Origin of the sequence: Arthrobacter sp. cf158, assembly GCF_900106835.1 — a bacterium.
Classification (GTDB): Bacteria; Actinomycetota; Actinomycetes; order Actinomycetales; family Micrococcaceae; genus Arthrobacter.
In genome coordinates, this window is record NZ_FNNR01000015.1 from 57,629 (window position 1) to 74,286 (window position 16,658).

Annotated in this window: 15 protein-coding genes and 1 tRNA gene; 4 read left to right on the forward strand and 12 right to left on the reverse strand. The window is 62.5% G+C overall.

Features of this window, described 5'->3' with window-relative positions:
- The first annotated feature begins 17 nt into the window (after positions 1 to 17).
- On the forward strand, positions 18 to 1,829 hold the full coding sequence (locus BLW08_RS22300) for an AMP-dependent synthetase/ligase (protein WP_090825593.1): 1,812 nt from the start codon (positions 18 to 20) through the stop codon (positions 1,827 to 1,829).
- A gap of 99 nt (positions 1,830 to 1,928) precedes the next feature.
- Here the strand turns inward: BLW08_RS22300 and BLW08_RS22305 are convergent, their stop codons facing one another.
- The gene (locus tag BLW08_RS22305; protein ID WP_091328294.1) at positions 1,929 to 5,324 is read right to left on the reverse strand and encodes a pyruvate carboxylase; all 3,396 of its coding nucleotides are present in this window, start codon (positions 5,322 to 5,324) and stop codon (positions 1,929 to 1,931) included.
- Between the two features lie 303 nt (positions 5,325 to 5,627).
- Between BLW08_RS22305 and BLW08_RS22310 the strand changes: the two genes are divergently transcribed.
- Positions 5,628 to 6,437 (forward strand): ParA family protein, encoded by an 810-nt coding sequence (locus BLW08_RS22310; protein ID WP_091328296.1) that lies wholly within the window; start codon positions 5,628 to 5,630, stop codon positions 6,435 to 6,437.
- Positions 6,438 to 6,518: 81 nt separating this feature from the next.
- Here the strand turns inward: BLW08_RS22310 and BLW08_RS22315 are convergent, their stop codons facing one another.
- From BLW08_RS22315 to gcvH, 5 genes are all read right to left on the reverse strand, one after another.
- Positions 6,519 to 7,112, reverse strand: coding sequence for a MerR family transcriptional regulator (locus BLW08_RS22315; RefSeq protein WP_090825581.1), 594 nt, complete (start codon positions 7,110 to 7,112; stop codon positions 6,519 to 6,521).
- Positions 7,113 to 7,347: 235 nt separating this feature from the next.
- On the reverse strand, positions 7,348 to 7,851 hold the full coding sequence (locus BLW08_RS22320) for a bifunctional nuclease family protein (RefSeq protein WP_090825576.1): 504 nt from the start codon (positions 7,849 to 7,851) through the stop codon (positions 7,348 to 7,350).
- Positions 7,851 to 8,567, reverse strand: coding sequence for a transcriptional regulator FtsR (locus tag BLW08_RS22325; protein WP_090825732.1), 717 nt, complete (start codon positions 8,565 to 8,567; stop codon positions 7,851 to 7,853). Before BLW08_RS22325 ends, BLW08_RS22320 begins: the two co-directional genes overlap by 1 nt.
- A 20-nt stretch (positions 8,568 to 8,587) precedes the next feature.
- A complete protein-coding gene (locus BLW08_RS22330) occupies positions 8,588 to 9,064 on the reverse strand; it encodes an FHA domain-containing protein (RefSeq protein WP_090825573.1) in 477 nt (158 codons plus the stop codon).
- Between the two features lie 138 nt (positions 9,065 to 9,202).
- Positions 9,203 to 9,589, reverse strand: a complete 387-nt coding sequence (gene gcvH, locus BLW08_RS22335; RefSeq protein WP_090825570.1) for a glycine cleavage system protein GcvH — start codon at positions 9,587 to 9,589, stop codon at positions 9,203 to 9,205.
- A gap of 116 nt (positions 9,590 to 9,705) precedes the next feature.
- Here gcvH and BLW08_RS22340 point away from each other — a divergent pair, with 116 nt between their 5' ends.
- On the forward strand, positions 9,706 to 10,287 hold the full coding sequence (locus BLW08_RS22340; RefSeq protein ID WP_091328302.1) for a hypothetical protein: 582 nt from the start codon (positions 9,706 to 9,708) through the stop codon (positions 10,285 to 10,287).
- 92 nt (positions 10,288 to 10,379) lie between these two features.
- On the opposite strand, the gene BLW08_RS22345 is transcribed toward BLW08_RS22340, so the two are convergent.
- Entirely contained in the window at positions 10,380 to 11,588 is a 1,209-nt protein-coding gene (locus BLW08_RS22345; RefSeq protein ID WP_091328304.1) for an MFS transporter, read from the reverse strand.
- 174 nt (positions 11,589 to 11,762) lie between these two features.
- On the opposite strand from BLW08_RS22345, the gene BLW08_RS22350 reads away from it, so the two are divergent.
- The gene (locus BLW08_RS22350; protein ID WP_090825561.1) at positions 11,763 to 12,209 is read left to right on the forward strand and encodes a MarR family winged helix-turn-helix transcriptional regulator; all 447 of its coding nucleotides are present in this window, start codon (positions 11,763 to 11,765) and stop codon (positions 12,207 to 12,209) included.
- Positions 12,210 to 12,334: 125 nt separating this feature from the next.
- Here the strand turns inward: BLW08_RS22350 and BLW08_RS22355 are convergent.
- From BLW08_RS22355 to BLW08_RS22375, 5 genes are all read right to left on the reverse strand, one after another.
- A tRNA-Pro gene (locus BLW08_RS22355) sits at positions 12,335 to 12,411 on the reverse strand.
- 141 nt (positions 12,412 to 12,552) lie between these two features.
- Positions 12,553 to 14,103 carry a ribosome biogenesis GTPase Der gene (gene der, locus BLW08_RS22360; RefSeq protein WP_014921348.1) on the reverse strand — a complete coding sequence of 517 codons (1,551 nt, stop codon included), beginning with the start codon at positions 14,101 to 14,103 and terminating at the stop codon, positions 12,553 to 12,555.
- A gap of 10 nt (positions 14,104 to 14,113) precedes the next feature.
- A complete protein-coding gene (locus BLW08_RS22365; RefSeq protein WP_175538809.1) occupies positions 14,114 to 14,848 on the reverse strand; it encodes a lysophospholipid acyltransferase family protein in 735 nt (244 codons plus the stop codon).
- Positions 14,838 to 15,551, reverse strand: coding sequence for a (d)CMP kinase (cmk, locus tag BLW08_RS22370; RefSeq protein WP_090825557.1), 714 nt, complete (start codon positions 15,549 to 15,551; stop codon positions 14,838 to 14,840). The genes BLW08_RS22365 and cmk overlap by 11 nt, the downstream gene beginning before the upstream one ends.
- Positions 15,551 to 16,657 carry a prephenate dehydrogenase gene (locus BLW08_RS22375; RefSeq protein WP_090825554.1) on the reverse strand — a complete coding sequence of 369 codons (1,107 nt, stop codon included), beginning with the start codon at positions 16,655 to 16,657 and terminating at the stop codon, positions 15,551 to 15,553. Before BLW08_RS22375 ends, cmk begins: the two co-directional genes overlap by 1 nt.
- Between the last annotated feature and the right edge of the window lies 1 nt (position 16,658).

The following is a 16,658-nucleotide window of genomic DNA, read 5'->3' on the forward strand; positions in this document are numbered from 1 at the left end:
ATATCAAAGGAGCTACCGTGCGTGAAATCAGTGTTCCTCCCCTCGTGAACATCGCCCCGGAAACCAACATCACGGACCTCGTGATCCGGGAAGCAGGCAAGGAATCCAACCCCGCCCTGTTTTCCAAGCTGGACAAGAGCGGGCAGTGGCAGGACATCCGCGCCACGGACTTCCTGGCAGACGTCAGGGCCTTGGCCAAGGGCCTCATTGCCAGCGGAGTAGGCCAGGGCGACAGGGTGGGCATCATGTCCAGAACCCGTTACGAATGGTCCCTGGTGGACTTCGCCATCTGGTTTGCCGGCGCCGTCTCTGTCCCGATCTATGAAACGTCGTCGCCGTCTCAGGTGGCGTGGAACCTGGGTGACTCCGGCGCAGTGGCCGCCTTTGGCGAGGCAGCGCACCATGAGGATGTCATCCGCCAGGCAGTGGCAGCCGAGGACATCAGTTCGGTGGCCAACGTATGGCAACTCGAGGGCGCTGGCCTGGATGCCCTGCGCGCGGCGGGTGCAGGGGTACCTGACGACGAGCTTGAGTCCCGACGATCCGCGGCCGGCCTCACGGACGTCGCCACGATTATCTACACCTCCGGCACCACTGGCCGGCCGAAGGGCTGCGAACTGACCCACGGCAACTTTGTGGAATTGTCGGAAAACGCCCGGGCATCGTTGCCCGAGATCATCAATGAGTCCGCCAAGACCATCATGTTCCTCCCACTGGCGCACGTCTTCGCACGCTTCATCTCGGTGCTGGCGGTGGCTGGTGGCGTCAAGGTGGCGCACACCCCGGATATCAAGAATCTGCTGGCTGATCTCCAGAGCTTCCAGCCGACCTTCATCCTGGCGGTACCGCGGGTCTTTGAGAAGGTTTACAACTCGGCTCTGACCAAGGCCGAAGACGGCGGCAAGGGCGCCATCTTCCACCGGGCAGTGGATACCGCGATTGCCTACTCCAAAGCGCGCCAGTCAGGTTCCCTGGGCATCGGCCTGAAAATCAAGCACGCTGTGTTCGACAAACTGGTCTACGGGAAACTCCGGGCTGCCATGGGCGGTCACGTGGCCCACGCTGTCTCTGGCGGCGGACCCCTGGGCGAACGCCTGGGGCACTTCTTCCAGGGCATCGGCCTCCAAATTCTGGAGGGCTATGGCTTGACGGAAACCACGGCCCCCATTTCCGTCAACACGCCCTCCATGATCAGGATCGGTACCGTAGGTGCCCCGCTGCCTGGCAACTCCGTGAAGATCGCCGAGGACGGCGAAATCCTGGCCAAGGGCGTGTGCGTCATGCGCGGCTACTACAAGCGCGAAGACCTGACGGAAGAAACCTTTGCCGATGGCTGGTTCCGCACCGGCGATATTGGCGAACTCGATAGCAATGGCTTCCTCAAGATCACAGGCCGCAAGAAGGAAATCATCGTCACAGCTGGTGGCAAGAATGTGGTGCCTGCTTTGTTGGAGGACCAGATCCGCGCAGACGCCCTGGTCTCCCAGGTCCTTGTAGTTGGAGACAACCGCCCCTTCATTGGCGCTTTGGTCACTCTCGACGAGGAAGCACTCCCGGGCTGGCTGGAACGCCACGGACTACCGTCCAGCACTACGCTGGCCGAAGCCACCGATCACGCCGTGGTGAAGGCCGCCGTGCAGGAGCTCATCACCAAAGCCAACCAATCCGTGTCCCAGGCAGAGGCAATCAAGTCGTTCAGGATCGTTCCGGCGGATTTCACGGAAGCTTCCGGGCACCTCACCCCGTCCCTCAAGGTCAAGCGCGCACAGGTCATGAAAGACTTCGACACTGTGATCGAGGAAATGTACTCGGCACCCCGCGCCTCCTAAGTCCGTCCGGCCAGGACCACTTTGGCGGGCATAAAGAAGAGCCAGACAAAAAAGTACCCCGTCCGGGAATGCCCGGACGGGGTACTTCTTTGGCCGTTGCTAGCCGATTACCAGCAGCAAGTCGCCGCCTTGTACCTGTTCCACCGCGGAGATGGCCAGGCGGGAAACCGTGCCGGCTACCGGCGTCGTAATGGACGCTTCCATTTTCATCGCCTCAATGGTGGCCACAGTGTCGCCTGCGCTGACGACGTCGCCGGCCTTGACAGTGACGGTCACGGCACCTGCGAACGGTGCGGCAACCTGGCCGGGCTGTGCGGGATCGGCTTTTTCGGCAGCCTTGACGTTGCTGACCACTGACCGGTCACGGACCACCACGGGGCGGGACTGGCCGTTGAGCGTACACATGACCGTGCGCATGCCCTTTTCGTCAGCCTCGGATACGGCCTCAAGCTGGGCAATGAGGCGGACGCCCTTCTCCAACTCGATGACGTGCTCTTCGCCATGCTGGAAACCGTAGAGGTAGTCGCGCGTGTCCAGGACGGAGATGTTGCCGTAGGTGTCGACGCTCTTCAGGTAGTCCTTGGTGGGTCCTGCGAAGAGGAGACGGTTCAGCGTGTGCTGGCGGGTCTTGGAATCACCCTTGAGCGCAGCGCTGTCTTCTGCGCTGATCTCCACGTCCCGCACCTTGACGCTGCGGCCTTGGAGGGCTTTGGTGCGGAACGGCTCGGGCCAGCCTCCGGGAGGATCTCCCAGCTCGCCGGAGAGGAAGCCGATAACGGAGTCCGGGATGTCGTAATTCTGCGGGTTCTCATTGAAGTCCGCAGGATCGGCGTTCAGGCCTACCAGGTGCAAGGCGAGGTCACCCACCACCTTGGAGGACGGCGTTACCTTTACCAGGCGACCGAGGATGCGGTCTGCCGCCGTGTACATGTCCTCAATGGCTTCGAACCGCTCGCCCAGGCCCAGGGCGATGGCTTGCTGGCGAAGGTTGGACAGCTGGCCACCGGGGATTTCGTGCTGGTAGACGCGCCCTGTAGGACCCGGCAGGCCGGACTCGAACGGCGCGTAGACGCGGCGCACGGCTTCCCAGTAGGGTTCCATGGCGCCCACGTTGGTCAAGCTGAGCCCGGTGTCGCGTGGCGTGTTGGCCAATGCTGCCACCAGCGCCGACGCGGCCGGCTGGCTCGTGGTTCCGGCAAGGGACGCGGCAGCGACGTCAACGGCGTCAACTCCGGCATCGACGGCAGCCAGGAGCGTGGCAAGCTGCCCACCGGCGGTGTCGTGCGTGTGCAGGTGCACGGGAAGATCAAAACGCTCGCGCAGGGCCGTGACCAGCTTTGCCGCTGCCGCAGGGCGGAGCAACCCAGCCATGTCCTTGATGGCGAGGATGTGGGCACCGGCGTCGACGATCTTCTGGGCGAGGTTCAAGTAGTAGTCGAGGGTGTACAGGTCCTCGTTGGGGTCAAGGAGGTTGCCGGTGTAACACAGTGCCACTTCAGCGACTGCGGTTCCGGTTGCGCGCACTGCCCGGATGGCCGGGGCCATCTGGTTGACGTCATTGAGGGCGTCAAAGATGCGGAAGATGTCGATGCCCGTGGCCGCTGCTTCGCTCACGAACGCCTCAGTCACTTCTTCCGGGTACGGCGTGTAGCCAACAGTGTTGCGGCCGCGGAGGAGCATCTGGATGCAGGTGTTCGGGAGTGCCTGGCGCAAGGCCGCCAAACGGTCCCAGGGGTCCTCACCGAGGAATCGGAGCGCTACGTCGTAGGTGGCACCGCCCCAGGCTTCCACCGAAAGGAGTTCCGGGAGGAGCGCGGTAACTGCCGGCCCTGCCGCCACGAGGTCGCGGGTGCGCACTCGCGTGGCAAGCAGCGACTGGTGTGCGTCGCGGAAGGTGGTATCCGTCACGGCCAAAGCCTGCTGTTCGCGAAGTGCCTTGGCAAAGCCCTCGGGTCCAAGCTCGATCAGCTTCTGGCGCGAACCTGAGGTGGGAACCGGAGCATCAATGACCGGCAGCTTGCTGGCGGGATCGGAGTGGACCTTCAGCTCACCGTTCGGCTTGTTCACGGTGACCTCGGCCAGCCACGTGAGGAGCTTGGTGCCGCGGTCAGCCGAAATGTGCGACTTGAGGAGTTCCGGGCGCTTGTCGATGAAGTCCGTGGCCACGTTGCCGGCGTTGAAATCAGGGTCCGCGAGGACGGCCTGCAGGAACGGGATGTTGGTGGATACGCCACGGATGCGGAACTCGGCCAAACCACGGCGGGCACGCGCAACGGCTGCGGGGTAGTCACGGCCGCGGCACGTCAGCTTCACCAGCATGGAGTCAAAGTGCGGGCTGATCTCAGCACCCGAGTAAACCGTACCGCCGTCGAGCCTTACACCGGCGCCGCCGGCTGACCGGTAACCGGTGATCTTTCCGACGTCCGGCCGGAAGCCGTTGGCGGGGTCTTCGGTGGTGATGCGGCACTGCAGTGCTGCACCCTTGATGGATACCGACTCCTGGCTGAGGCCAAGATCCGCAAGGGTCTCCCCTGAGGCAATGCGCATCTGTGCCTGCACCAGGTCTACGTCCGTGATCTCTTCGGTCACGGTGTGCTCGACCTGGATGCGCGGGTTCATTTCGATGAAGACGTGCTGGCCGGCACGCTCACCTTCGGTGTCAACCAGGAACTCAACGGTTCCTGCGTTGACGTAGTTCAAGGCCTTCGCGAAGGCAACGGCGTCGCGGTACAACGCCTGGCGGATGTTCTCATCCAGATTCGGCGCCGGCGCGATTTCCACCACCTTCTGGTGACGGCGCTGCAGTGAACAGTCACGCTCAAAGAGATGCATGACGTTGCCCTCTGCATCAGCCAGAATCTGCACTTCGATGTGCCGGGGACGCAACACTGCCTGCTCGAGGAACATCGTGGGATCACCAAAGGCCGCATCGGCCTCGCGCATGGCCGACTGGAGCGCTTGAGGAAGGGCTTCGCGAGTCTCCACGCGGCGCATGCCACGGCCGCCACCGCCGGCGACTGCCTTGGCGAAGATCGGGAACCCGATCTGGTCAGCGGCCGCAATGAGCTCGTCAAGGTCCTTGGACGGCTTACTGGACTTCAGGACGGGCACGCCTGCCTTGCGGGCAGCTTCCAGGGCAGCCACTTTGTTGCCTGCCAACTCCAGTACCTCTGCCGGCGGGCCCACGAAGGTGATTCCGGCGGCCTTGGCTGCACGTGCGAGGTCCGGATTCTCCGAGAGGAAGCCGTAACCGGGGTAGATGGCGTCAGCGCCGGCTTCTTTGGCGACGCGGACAACCTCCTCTACGTCCAAGTAGGCGCGGACGGGGTGGCCCACCTCGCCGATCAGGTAAGCTTCGTCGGCCTTCTGCCGGTGGATCGAGTTACGGTCCTCATGCGGAAAGACGGCTACGGTCTTGGCGCCCAGTTCATAACCAGCGCGAAACGCCCTGATCGCGATTTCGCCGCGATTGGCCACCAGAATTTTCGAAAACATACTTCTCCTGCATCATTGCGGGTGGATCGGTCGGTGGTCACAGTGTGTAGTGCCGCCAGCATCAAACACAAATCTTTGTGGCAACCATCACAAAGGATTCGTCATGTGGGCTGTATATGCGTGCGCGCGATCCAACGGCATGCTAATGCCCACCCCTCTCCCCCTCGGCCGGGCGCGTAGAAAGCGGGATTCGGCCGCTGTGCACCATATGATGTTGAGGGGGCTTCGGCAAGCCCCGGCTCCGGCGCTTCCGGAGCCGAATCAGCGCGATACGGCAACCGGCGTTAGGTTTTGGGTTTTCAAGTGCAAGTAGTCAGCATCAGCAGCCTTAAAGGTGGAGTGGGAAAGACGTCCGTGACCACTGGTCTGGCGTCCGCGGCCCTCGCAGCCGGAATTCCTACTCTGGTAGTGGATCTCGATCCCCACGCGGACGCCACCACGGCACTCGGTGTTCAGCCGGGCAGCCAGTTGGACATTGGCCGGATGCTGAAAAGCCCGCGCAAGGCCAGGCTCCAGGACAACGTGGCGGGCAGCAGCTGGGTCTCCAACGGTTCCAGCGACGGCACGCTGGACGTTGCGGTGGGTTCCGCCTTCACCGGGATCTATGACCGCCCGGACCTGGGCCGCCGCGATCTCCGCCGGCTTTCTGCCGTGTTGGCCGGAACCACCACCTACGAGCTTGTCCTGGTGGACTGCCCTCCCTCATTGAATGGTCTGACCCGCATGGCCTGGAGTGCCAGCGACCGCGTGGTCCTCGTGGCCGAGCCTGGATTGTTCTCCGTGGCCGGCACTGAACGGACCATGCGCGCCATTCAGTTGTTCCGGCAGGAATTTGCTCCCCATCTGGCGCCTGCAGGAATCGTTGCCAACCGTGTGCGGACCGGCTCAGCAGAGCACACTTTCCGCTTGGCAGAGATGGAGTCCATGTTCGGTGAGTTGCTGTTGACACCCCATATTCCTGAACAGGCCAACTGGCAGCAGATCCAGGGTGCAGCCCATTCCGTGCACCACTGGCCCGGAGATTCAGCCAAAAACTCCGCCAAGCTCTTCGATGCCCTGCTGCAGAGCCTTCTGGCCGGGCAGCCTTCGCTGCGGGACCGCCGCCAGCGCTGAGGTACAAACCTTAAGAACGGAAGCCCCGTCCCAGCAGGGACGGGGCTTCCGTTCTCTCAGTGAAATTCTGTAGCTGGCGTTCTAGCCAATACGGCGCGCCACGCGACGTTTGCTCAGTTCGTCGTCCGGAAAGGACTGCTCGGCGGCGTGCTCGCTCGGAAGCGCGGCAAGGCTTCCCTCAACTTCCCGCCATACGCGTCCAACGGCGATGCCGAAGACGCCCTGTCCGCCCTGCACGAGGTCGATGACTTCGTCCGCAGAGGTACATTCGTAGACGCTGGCGCCATCGCTCATGAGCGTGATTTGCGCAAGGTCCTCGACGCCCCTCTCACGGAGGTGCTCGACGGCGGTGCGTATCTGCTGCAGCGAAACACCGGTATCAAGGAGTCGTTTGACCACCTTGAGAACCAGGATGTCCCGGAAACCATAGAGCCGCTGGGACCCGGAACCGGCGGCGCCGCGCACTGCGGGTTCAACCAGGCCCGTGCGTGCCCAGTAGTCGAGCTGGCGGTACGTGATTCCCGCGGCCTTGCATGCAGTGGGACCGCGGTAACCCGCGTCCTCGTCCAGCACGGGAAGGTCCTCTGTGAAGAGCAAACCCTGGGCGCCGGATGCGGGCGCAGCAATACCGGAAGAGGACTGCTTCAGCTCGCCTGCTTCGCCTTTCGGACTCACGTGACCTCCTTGTTCTCAGTTCCCTTGGGGACGGTGCATACCCTGACGCAACAACGAAATGCAGCAGTGTAATTCCCGCAAGTCCGCACCTTCCAGTGTGACTTGCGCAGGCAGTGTATGCAACGGGAACTTGATACCTTCGACGTTAGGCCCGTCGAGGGCCGAGGTCAAAGACCTTGGCCCCAAATTCCGGTCGTGTCGAAAGTTTCACCCTCAACTTTAGGCTTAGGGTGGCTCAGCCTTCGAAATCCTCTGGTTCCACGTCGTCCAGGAACTCGCGGAACCGGCGCATTTCGCGTTCTTCGTCCACTGTGGGATCCGGCTCCGAATCCTCGCCTTCATCATGCTCGGTGATGCGGACACCGGCCTCGTCCATCACCGCATCGGCACACCAGATGCGGCACTTGGCCCGGAGCGCCAAGGCAAGCGCGTCCGAAGCGCGCGAACTGACCACTGTTCCGTCGTCGAACTGCAGTTGTCCGTAAAAGATGTTGTCCTCCACCGCCACAATGTTGACGCTGATGATGGAGTGCCCCAGGGACTCGACGACGTCCACCAAGAGGTCGTGCGTCATGGGACGGGGCGGGACGACACCTTGCTGGGCCAAGGCAATGGCACTGGCTTCCGGGGTACCGATCCAGATGGGGACATGCCGCTCACCGTTGAGTTCACGAAGAAGTACCAACGGTTGGTTGGACGGCAATTCAATCCGGACGCCGACGATTTCGACCTCAATCATCAGCTGTCCATCCGGGAAATACGGTCGTGAACGAGTGCGCGGTGCAGCGTGAGGCAGAGGTCGCTGATCTCACGGGCTGCTTCCGCAGCGCGCGCCTGTGAAGCGGCATCGCGGCGGGAGGTCAGCGGCGCAACAGCTCGTTCCACCAGGCCGAACTCGCGCTCAGCCGCAGCTTGGAAGGGGCGGAGATGGCGGGGCTCAAGGCCGTGCCCCTCCAATTGAACGCAGGCCCGCGCCACTTGGAGCGCGTGTTCATCGAACCGCCCACCCACGTGGCTGATCAGGCCAAAGCTCAAGAGTGCTTCCAACAGCGGCACACTCGCGCCTGACTCTGCCCGCAACTGGTCCTCTGTCAACGCCCGCGCGCGACCCTGCACGTCCGCAGCCATCTCGGCCGAGACTACCCTGGGCGAAACCGTGACGCCGGGAGGAAGATTCTCCGGCCGCTCACCGCGGTCAATGGCATCCAGGTAATCCTTGATGACCTTCAGCGGCAGGTACTGGTCGCGCTGCAGCGCGAGGACAAAGCGGAGGCGCTCAACATCGTGGTCCGCATACTGCCTGTAGCCGGCCGGGGTCCTCTTGGGATTGATGAGCCCCTTTTCCTCCAGGAAACGGATCTTGGACGCGGTCATCCCCGGGAAGTCGTCGCTCAATTGCGCGAGGACTTCCCCAATGTTCAGGACCTGCGGTCCGCGGCGGTCCGGCTGGGCAATAGCCACAGGCAGATACCCCGTCAGACTTGGCCTGCTGCGCGGACAGGGCTCAGGTAGTAAGTCAACCGGAACTTGCCGATCTGGACCTCATTGCCGCTCTTGAGCTGCACACGGTCTACGCGGTCGTGGTTAACGTACGTTCCATTAAGGCTACCCATATCCACCAACTCGAAGCCGGACGCTGAGCGGATGAACTGGACGTGCTTGCGGGACACAGTGACGTCATCGAGGAAGATGTCAGCGTCCGGGTGCCGGCCTGCCGTGGTGGTATCCGCATCAAGCAGGAAACGGGCTCCTGCGTTGGGACCGCTGTGGGCAATGAGCAAAGCCGAGTTCGGCGGAAGTGCATCTACGGACGCGCGCTCCTCAGGGGCCAACTTGGGGGCAGTGCTCGGCTCGTCCCACGTTGGCGTGATGCTGATCGAGGTGGTCTCCGACGTCGGCTGTTCCTCCGCGCCGTTCCCGACATTGGCTTGATTCTGTTCGCCGCCAACCATGGAATTTCCTCCTCATCTGCCGGCAAATCCAAACCTTGCCGGCCACTTCCACCTCCCGGTACCGCCGGGCAAATCGGTTGCTGGCCCGCCCTACCGCATTTCCATGGAAGGAAAAACAGCTTGGCGGGCCAGATAACTTTAGCCTACCTGTTGTTCGTACTCCGATGCACTGAGCAGGGAATCCACTGCATCCGCTTCGGCAAGCTTTACCTCAATGAGCCAACCTTCACCGTACGGGTCCGAGTTAATCAGCGCGGGATCGGTGTCCAAAGCGTCATTGCGATTAATGACTTCGCCACTGACCGGGGCGTAGATATCACTGACGCTCTTGGTGGATTCAACTTCGCCAACAACCTCATTGCCTTTGACCTTGGTCCCCGGCTCAGGCATCTGGGCATAGACGACATCTCCCAGGGCGTCCTGTGCGAAGTCGGTAATGCCAATCCGCACCACGCCGTCGGCATCGGGGGCGGTCACCCATTCGTGTTCCGCAGTGTACGAAAGTTCTTCTGGAATATTGCTCACTGGTGGCCTTTCATCGGGACAATTACGAACCTCGACGGCGGCCGCGCTGCTGGCCACCGCTGAAAGTATAGGCACATTTCCCCTGCGCCTGATGGGGTCTCTGCCATGATTGACCCATGACTGAACAAGCACAAGTACCAGCTCAGAAAAAGCGCAATTGGGGCGTCAAAATTATCCTGATCCTGGTGGCATTGCTTGTCGCTGTGGCCGCCTACTTCATCCTGGGTGCCATCCTCCCCCGCTGGTGGTCCGATGTCATCGCCGGTCAAATCCGACGAGACCTTGGGGCCAGTGTCCTGGTGGGAATGTTTTACGGCTTCGTCTTCACCTTCATTCCCCTGCTGGTGGCCTGGCAGGCCACACGCAAGGCCGTGACATGGCCATGGAAGATCGTTATCCTCCTGGTGGCCGTAGCCATCGCCACACCCAACCTGCTTACGGCCGGCATCGCGTTCGGAACGACAGAGTCCGCCCATGCCGGCCAGCGCACCTTGAGCGTGGATGCAGGGTTCTTCACAACCTGGACCGCCGTTTCTGCCATTGCCGCTGTGGTGGTCTTCATAGGGGTCACGGTCCTTTGGGCCTTGTGGCGGCGGCGCGGCAAGCAAATGAAAGTGCTGAAGCAGGCAGAAAGCGAGCGCGTCAGGGCAGCGAAGCAGGCGGAGGCGGAAAGGCCAGACCCCACACCCAACGTTTAGGACGCGAAAGCCCGCCACGGTGGTCCGCGGCGGGCTTCCTTCTTTAATCAGTGGTCAGCTTGGTCAGCGTTCCGTTGAACCATTGCCCAGCGTCAGGCGACAGGCGCCTCGCGCGGTTCGCGTTCGACGTCGGGCGTTGCTGCAGGTGCCGCAACTTTCCCACGCTTGGCTGCTGCAGCAGCCACCACCATGACGATCAACGCGGCGACCGTAATACCGGCACCGGCCCAAATCGGCGAGGTGTAGCCGAGACCGGCGGTGATGGTCACGCCGCCGAGCCAGGCTCCTAGGGCGTTCCCCAGGTTGAAGGCCCCAATGTTCGCGCCGGAGGCCAGGGTGGGGGCTGTGGAAGCGAAGTGCATGACCCGCATCTGCAACCCCGGAACGGTGGCGAAGCCAAAGCCGCCCATGAGCGCCAGTGAGATCAGCGTGGCAATGCTGCTGCCTGCGGTCAGGGCGAAGAAGACCAGCACCACCACCAGCCCGGCAAGGATGACGATGAGGGTCTTATCCAAAGCCTTGTCGGCAGCCTTCCCACCGAGGAAGTTTCCAACGAACAGGCCGCCACCGAAGAGAACCAGGAGCCAGGGCACCGCACTGGACTCGAACCCGGAAACCTCAGTCAGCGTGAAGGCGATGTAGGTAAAGGCCCCGAACATACCGCCAAATCCGAGGATGGTCACGAGGATTGAGAGCCATACCTGGCCGGACTTGAATGCTCCCAGTTCGCTGCGAAGACCCTTGGTGGGCTCTGTACTGGCTTTGGGGACCATGAGTGCGATGCCGAGCAGCGCAACAACACCGATCGCAGTGATGGCCCAGAACGTGGAGCGCCAGCCGAAGTTCTGGCCGAGCAAGGTTCCGAACGGCACACCCAGCACATTGGCGGCGGTGAGTCCGGTGAACATGATGGCGATGGCCCCGGCTTTCTTGTGGGCCGGCACCAGACTGGCCGCCACAACCGAGCCAATGCCGAAGAAGGCACCGTGGCACAGTGCTGCGACAATGCGGCCGATCAGCATTGCCGTGTAGCTATCGGCGATCGCGGACAGGAAGTTGCCGGCGATAAAGAGAACGAGCAAGCCGATCAGAACTGGCTTGCGCGGCAACCGGGTCACTGCGGCCGTAACCAAGAGGGCGCCGACGGTGACGCTGAGGGCATAGCCGGAAATAAACCAGCCGGCCGATGCCTCGCTGACCTGGAAGTCGGCAGCAACCTCGGGCAAGAGGCCCATGATCACGAACTCGGTCAGTCCAATGCCGAATCCGCCGAGGGCTAGGGCAATCAACCCTGCGGGCATATGAAGCTCCTTAATGGGTGGTTCCCTCGGAAAAGTGGAAGTGCGCCGCCGGGAACCGTAGAATAATAGTTGCAGACGCTCTATATATAGTTGCACACGCTAGGTACTTGCGCAAGCAACTACTTTTTGGATGCGTCATGAACCACTCGACGGCAAGGCAGGAGCACAGCAGACATGGGCATCAAGGATGACGCCGTAGAAGTACGGGCACAGGGTTGGCGAACCCTGGCCGCCCTGCACGGAAGCATCGAAGCAGAACTGGAGAAGGCGCTCCAGGCTTCCAGTGCCCTGTCTGTGGTCGAATACACAGTGCTGGATGCATTGAGCCGGCAGGACGGCTGGCACATGCGGATGCAGCAACTCGCCCGCGCCACCGCATTGTCCAGCAGTGCAACGACCCGCCTGGTCAACCGCCTCGAAGACCGGGGCCTGCTCACCCGCATTCTGTGCGCCGACGACCGCCGCGGCATCTACACCGAACTCACCGTTCCCGGACAAAAGCTGCTAGAGGCAGCCAAGCCGGTCCACGATGACACCTTGGCAGCGGCCCTGGATGCTGCCGAGTCGGTGCCGGAACTTGAGCCGCTCGTCAGGGCGCTTGGCGCACTGCAAGTGGTCTAAGTCATCCTCGACGCGTTCGTTATGCCCGGCGATGAAAGACGGGCATAACGGACACGTGGGATCCACTCGGATCTTTAACGACCAAAGGCCGGAATCGCCGTGTTTCCACGTGATTCCGGCCTTTATGGTCGGGCTGACAGGATTTGAACCTGCGACCCCTTGACCCCCAGTCAAGTGCGCTACCAAGCTGCGCTACAGCCCGCTGGTTCTACCGTTCTCCGCCTAAGTTTTCCTCCGTAGAGTCCCACCTAAGCAGTCCGGCCGAACCACCTCCAAAAGCTTACACGAAGTTGGAGGCCGCCAACGCCATCTCAGCCAAAGTCGACTGTGATGCCCGTCTCAATTAGCGCTTCTTGCCACGCTTCTCGCGTACACGCATGTTGACCTCGATGGGAGTGCCCTCGAAGCCGAACGTTTCGCGGAGGCGACGCGTGATGAAGCGACGGTATCCGGGATCCAGGAAGCCTGTGGTGAACAGCACGAACTTCGGCGGGCGGCTGGATGCCTGGGTGCCGAAGAGGATGCGCGGCTGCTTTCCGCCACGGACCGGGTGCGGGTGGGCTGCCACGAGCTCGCCCAGGAACGCGTTGAGGCGACCCGTGGGGATGCGGCGGTCCCAGCTCTCCAAGGCGATGTCCAGCGCAGGGACCAGCCGATCCTTATGCCAGCCGGTCTTGGCTGAGATGTTCACGCGGGGAGCCCACTCCACGTGGGCAAGATCCTGCTCGATTTCGCGCTCCAGGTAACGGCGGCGTTCGTCATCGAGCAGATCCCACTTGTTAAACGCGAGCACCAGGGCACGGCCGGATTCGATGGCCAACTGCAGGATGCGGACATCCTGCTCGCTGAGGACCTCGTCAACGGCAAGAAGCACGACGGCGACCTCCGCCTTTTCGAGCGCGGCCTGAGTGCGCAAGGACGCGTAGAAGTCGGCACCCTGTGCCATGTGCTGGCGGCGGCGGATACCTGCGGTATCCACGAAGCGCCATGTGCGGTCGCCGAGTTCGATGAACTCGTCAACGGGGTCACGCGTGGTGCCGGCCAGCGGATCCACCACAACACGCTCGGAGCCTGCGAGCTTGTTCAGCAAAGAAGACTTGCCCACGTTCGGGCGGCCAATCAGTGCGATACGGCGCGGTCCGCCTGAGCGCTCCACACCGTCCACCAAGGAGTACTCGGGGAGGGTATCCATGACATGGTCCAGGAGATCGGCGACGCCACGGCCGTGCAGGGCCGAAACCGGGTACGGCTCACCGAAGCCCAAGCCCCAAAGGGTCGCGGAGTCGGCTTCCTGCGCAAAGTCGTCCACCTTGTTGGCCACCATGATGACCGGTTTCTTGCTCTTGCGGAGCATCTTCATGACACCCTCGTCTGTGGCGGTCGCGCCGACGGCGGAATCCACCACAAAGAGAACTGCGTCAGCAAGCTCCACGGCCATTTCGGCCTGCTCAGCCACGCGGGCGTGGATGCCCTTGGCATCATGTTCCCATCCCCCGGTGTCCACCAGGGTGAAGTTGCGGCCATTCCAACGGGCCGAGTACATGACACGGTCGCGGGTAACCCCAGGGGTATCCTCTACGACAGCTTCACGGCGGCCCAGGATGCGGTTTACCAACGTTGACTTGCCCACGTTGGGCCGTCCAATGATGGCAAGGACTGGATCCAGCTTGAGGGGACCTTCGTCGCCCTCATCGCCGTACTCGCCACTGAGCAGCGCGGCATCTTCTTCATCGAGATCGTAATCGTCCAGGCCGGCCCGGAGGGTGGCCGCACGGAGCTCGGCCTCGTCATCGTCCAAGGCAGCCAGGTTTTCAGCCACCTGGTCGGTGCCGGTGGGCGTGTATTCGTCGTCGCCGGCTCCGTGGAGGCCGGATTTTTGAGTCGTATCGCTCATTGCACTTTCCTTAGTGGTGGTCTGCCGGCGTCCCGGCTACTGCTGTTTGGCGGTGCTGCGAAGTTGGTTTTCCGGGCGCAGGCTCTGTGGGAAGGCCCTGGCCTGTGGCCCGGATGGCGCCCTGGACGTGTTCTGCCAGGGCTTCACGGATCTCCGCAGCCGCCCTGTCCATTGAAACACGCCCCGGTTCGCCCTTCCGGCGCTTCACCGTGATGGGTTCGCCGAAGCTGACATACAGCTTGCGGCGTGGTGTGGGGATATGGTCGCGATGCTCATTGCCCTGTCGGGTTCCGAGGATGGCGACCGGTATAACCGTTGCTCCCGAGTTGAGGGCCAGCCAGGCAACTCCGTTGCTGATGCTTTCTGCCGAGCCGCTCCCCCGGGTTCCTTCCGGAAGAATCCCTACGCAACGTCCGGCGTCGAGCAGTTTCCTGCCGAGGTGCAGGGCGGTGCGGTCGCCGGTCCGGTCCACGGGGATCTGTCCGGATCCACGGAGAACCTTGCCCAGGAAGCCTTTGAACATCTCTTTCTTGACCAGAATGTGCATGGGGCGCGGCGAAGCGCCGAACATCACTGGCCCGTCAAGGAAGCTGATGTGGTTCGCGGCGAAAACCACGGGCCCTGCGGCGGGCACGTTGCTTTTGCCTGCCACGAACGTCCGATAGATGACGTGGTCCACGATCCACCCGATGGGCCGGCTCCACAGGCGGGTCCATGGCGCCGGGAGCTCATTCTCAGTCACCATAAATAACCTTGCTGACAATCGCCAGTGCGGTTTCCACCGTTTCCTCGAAGTTAAGGTCCGAGGAATCGAGCGTGACCACGCCGTCGGCCGCTTGCGTGAAGTTCACTACCGTGGAGTCCTTGGCATCCCGTTGGATAACCTGGGCGGCGAGCTCTTCCTTGCTTTGCGTGCCACCCAACTGGATTCCACGCCGCCGGAGCCTTGCTTCCTCGCTGGCGGTCAGGAGCATGCGGACCTCGGCATTCGGAGCGACGACAGTGGTGATGTCGCGTCCTTCCACCACCATCCGGTGGTGGTGCTGGTCGATCAACTCGCGCTGGCGGCGGATGAGCTCGGTGCGGGCACCCAAGGTAGTGGCGACGGCGCTCACGGACGACGAGATCAAAGGATCACGGATTTCATCCGTAATGTCCGTACCGTCCACAGCCACATACTCCGTGACCGTGGTGGTGCTGATCTCCAGGGGCATCAGCTTGGAAGCCTGTTCCACGGCAGCGCCATCCTGGAGGTCAACGCCGGTCTTGAGGCAGTACCACGTCAGGGCGCGATACATCGCGCCGGTATCGAGGTACGCCAGCTTCAAACGCCGGGCAACTTCCTTGCTAACGCTGGACTTGCCCGACCCCGAGGGGCCGTCGATGGCAATTACCAGCGGCTTGCCGGGGCGGGCAACCGTTTCCGGGCCAAAGAATTCACGCGTCATTACTGGAGTACCCGCCATCCACGGTCAGTCAAAGCTTCAACAAGGAGGTCATGCTTGCTGGGAAGCACGGAAAGCTCCACCATGCCTACGTTCTGTCCCGACGAATGGTCCAGCCGAAGGTCTTCGAGGTTCACGCCGATCTCGCCGATCTCCGTCAGGAGGTGTGCGATCTGTCCAGGCTTGTCGTCCACCAGGATGGTGAGCCACGAGTACGCCTGCGGAGGTCCGCCATGCTTGCCGGGAATCCGTGCTTGCCCCGCGTTACCCTCACTGATGAGCTGCGCCAGGTCCAGCCGGGCACCGGGCGCCAAGGGTTCTTCCAGTGTCCCAATCAATCGGTTCAGGTCCTCGCGGACGCCGTGCAGGATGGAAACCACCTTTTCAGCGTTGCCCCCAAGAATCTGCACCCACAGAGTGGGATCACTGGCTGCGATCCGGGTAGTGTCCCGGAGTCCGTTGCCGGCCAAGGACAGTGCGTGAAGAGGCGTGCCCTGCAGTCGGCTCGCCAGGAGGGACGACATGATCTGCGGCAAGTGGGACACCAAGGCCACGGCTTCATCGTGCTCGTCCGCCGTGAACTGGGAAACGATCGCGCCAAGATCCCCGGCCAACGTACGCGCCGTTTGCAGGGCGTCGCTTCCGGTTTCCTCCGATGGGCAAACAACCCACGGCATGGAGGTGAAAAGCTCGCCCCTCGCCGCAACCGGACCTGACTTCTCACGACCAGCCATGGGATGGGTGCCAACGTACCGGGAGAGATCCACGCCACGTTGCCGCAGTTGCGCCTGGATACTGGCCTTGACGCTTGCGATGTCAACCACGACGGCGGACGGGTAGTCCGCCAGCGCTTTCTCCACGACGTCGGCCGTGACGTCCGGCGGCGCAGCAACAACTACCAGCTGGGGTTCTTCGTCCAGCTCCGCCAGTGGCCGGCCTGCGCCAATATCCACCGCGACCGCCTGGTTGGTGGGCGAAGGATCGAAAAGGAACACGGGAACCCCGCGGCCGCGCAGCCCGAGTCCAATGCTGGCCCCGAGCAAGCCTGTGCCGAGAACGACGACCGGACCATCAAGATGGCCCCGGCCGTGCGTACCGAATGCCGACATG

Coding starts and splice junctions, on each gene's coding strand:
- BLW08_RS22350 (WP_090825561.1), top strand. CDS start 11,763: ATGGGCATCAAGGATGACGCCGTAGAAGTACGGGCACAGGGTTGGCGA.
- BLW08_RS22305 (WP_091328294.1), bottom strand. CDS start 5,324: ATGTTTTCGAAAATTCTGGTGGCCAATCGCGGCGAAATCGCGATCAGG.
- BLW08_RS22330 (WP_090825573.1), bottom strand. CDS start 9,064: ATGGTTGGCGGCGAACAGAATCAAGCCAATGTCGGGAACGGCGCGGAG.
- BLW08_RS22320 (WP_090825576.1), bottom strand. CDS start 7,851: ATGATTGAGGTCGAAATCGTCGGCGTCCGGATTGAATTGCCGTCCAAC.
- BLW08_RS22375 (WP_090825554.1), bottom strand. CDS start 16,657: ATGTCGGCATTCGGTACGCACGGCCGGGGCCATCTTGATGGTCCGGTC.
- cmk (WP_090825557.1), bottom strand. CDS start 15,551: ATGACGCGTGAATTCTTTGGCCCGGAAACGGTTGCCCGCCCCGGCAAG.
- BLW08_RS22345 (WP_091328304.1), bottom strand. CDS start 11,588: ATGCCCGCAGGGTTGATTGCCCTAGCCCTCGGCGGATTCGGCATTGGA.
- der (WP_014921348.1), bottom strand. CDS start 14,103: ATGAGCGATACGACTCAAAAATCCGGCCTCCACGGAGCCGGCGACGAC.
- BLW08_RS22340 (WP_091328302.1), top strand. CDS start 9,706: ATGACTGAACAAGCACAAGTACCAGCTCAGAAAAAGCGCAATTGGGGC.
- BLW08_RS22365 (WP_175538809.1), bottom strand. CDS start 14,848: ATGGTGACTGAGAATGAGCTCCCGGCGCCATGGACCCGCCTGTGGAGC.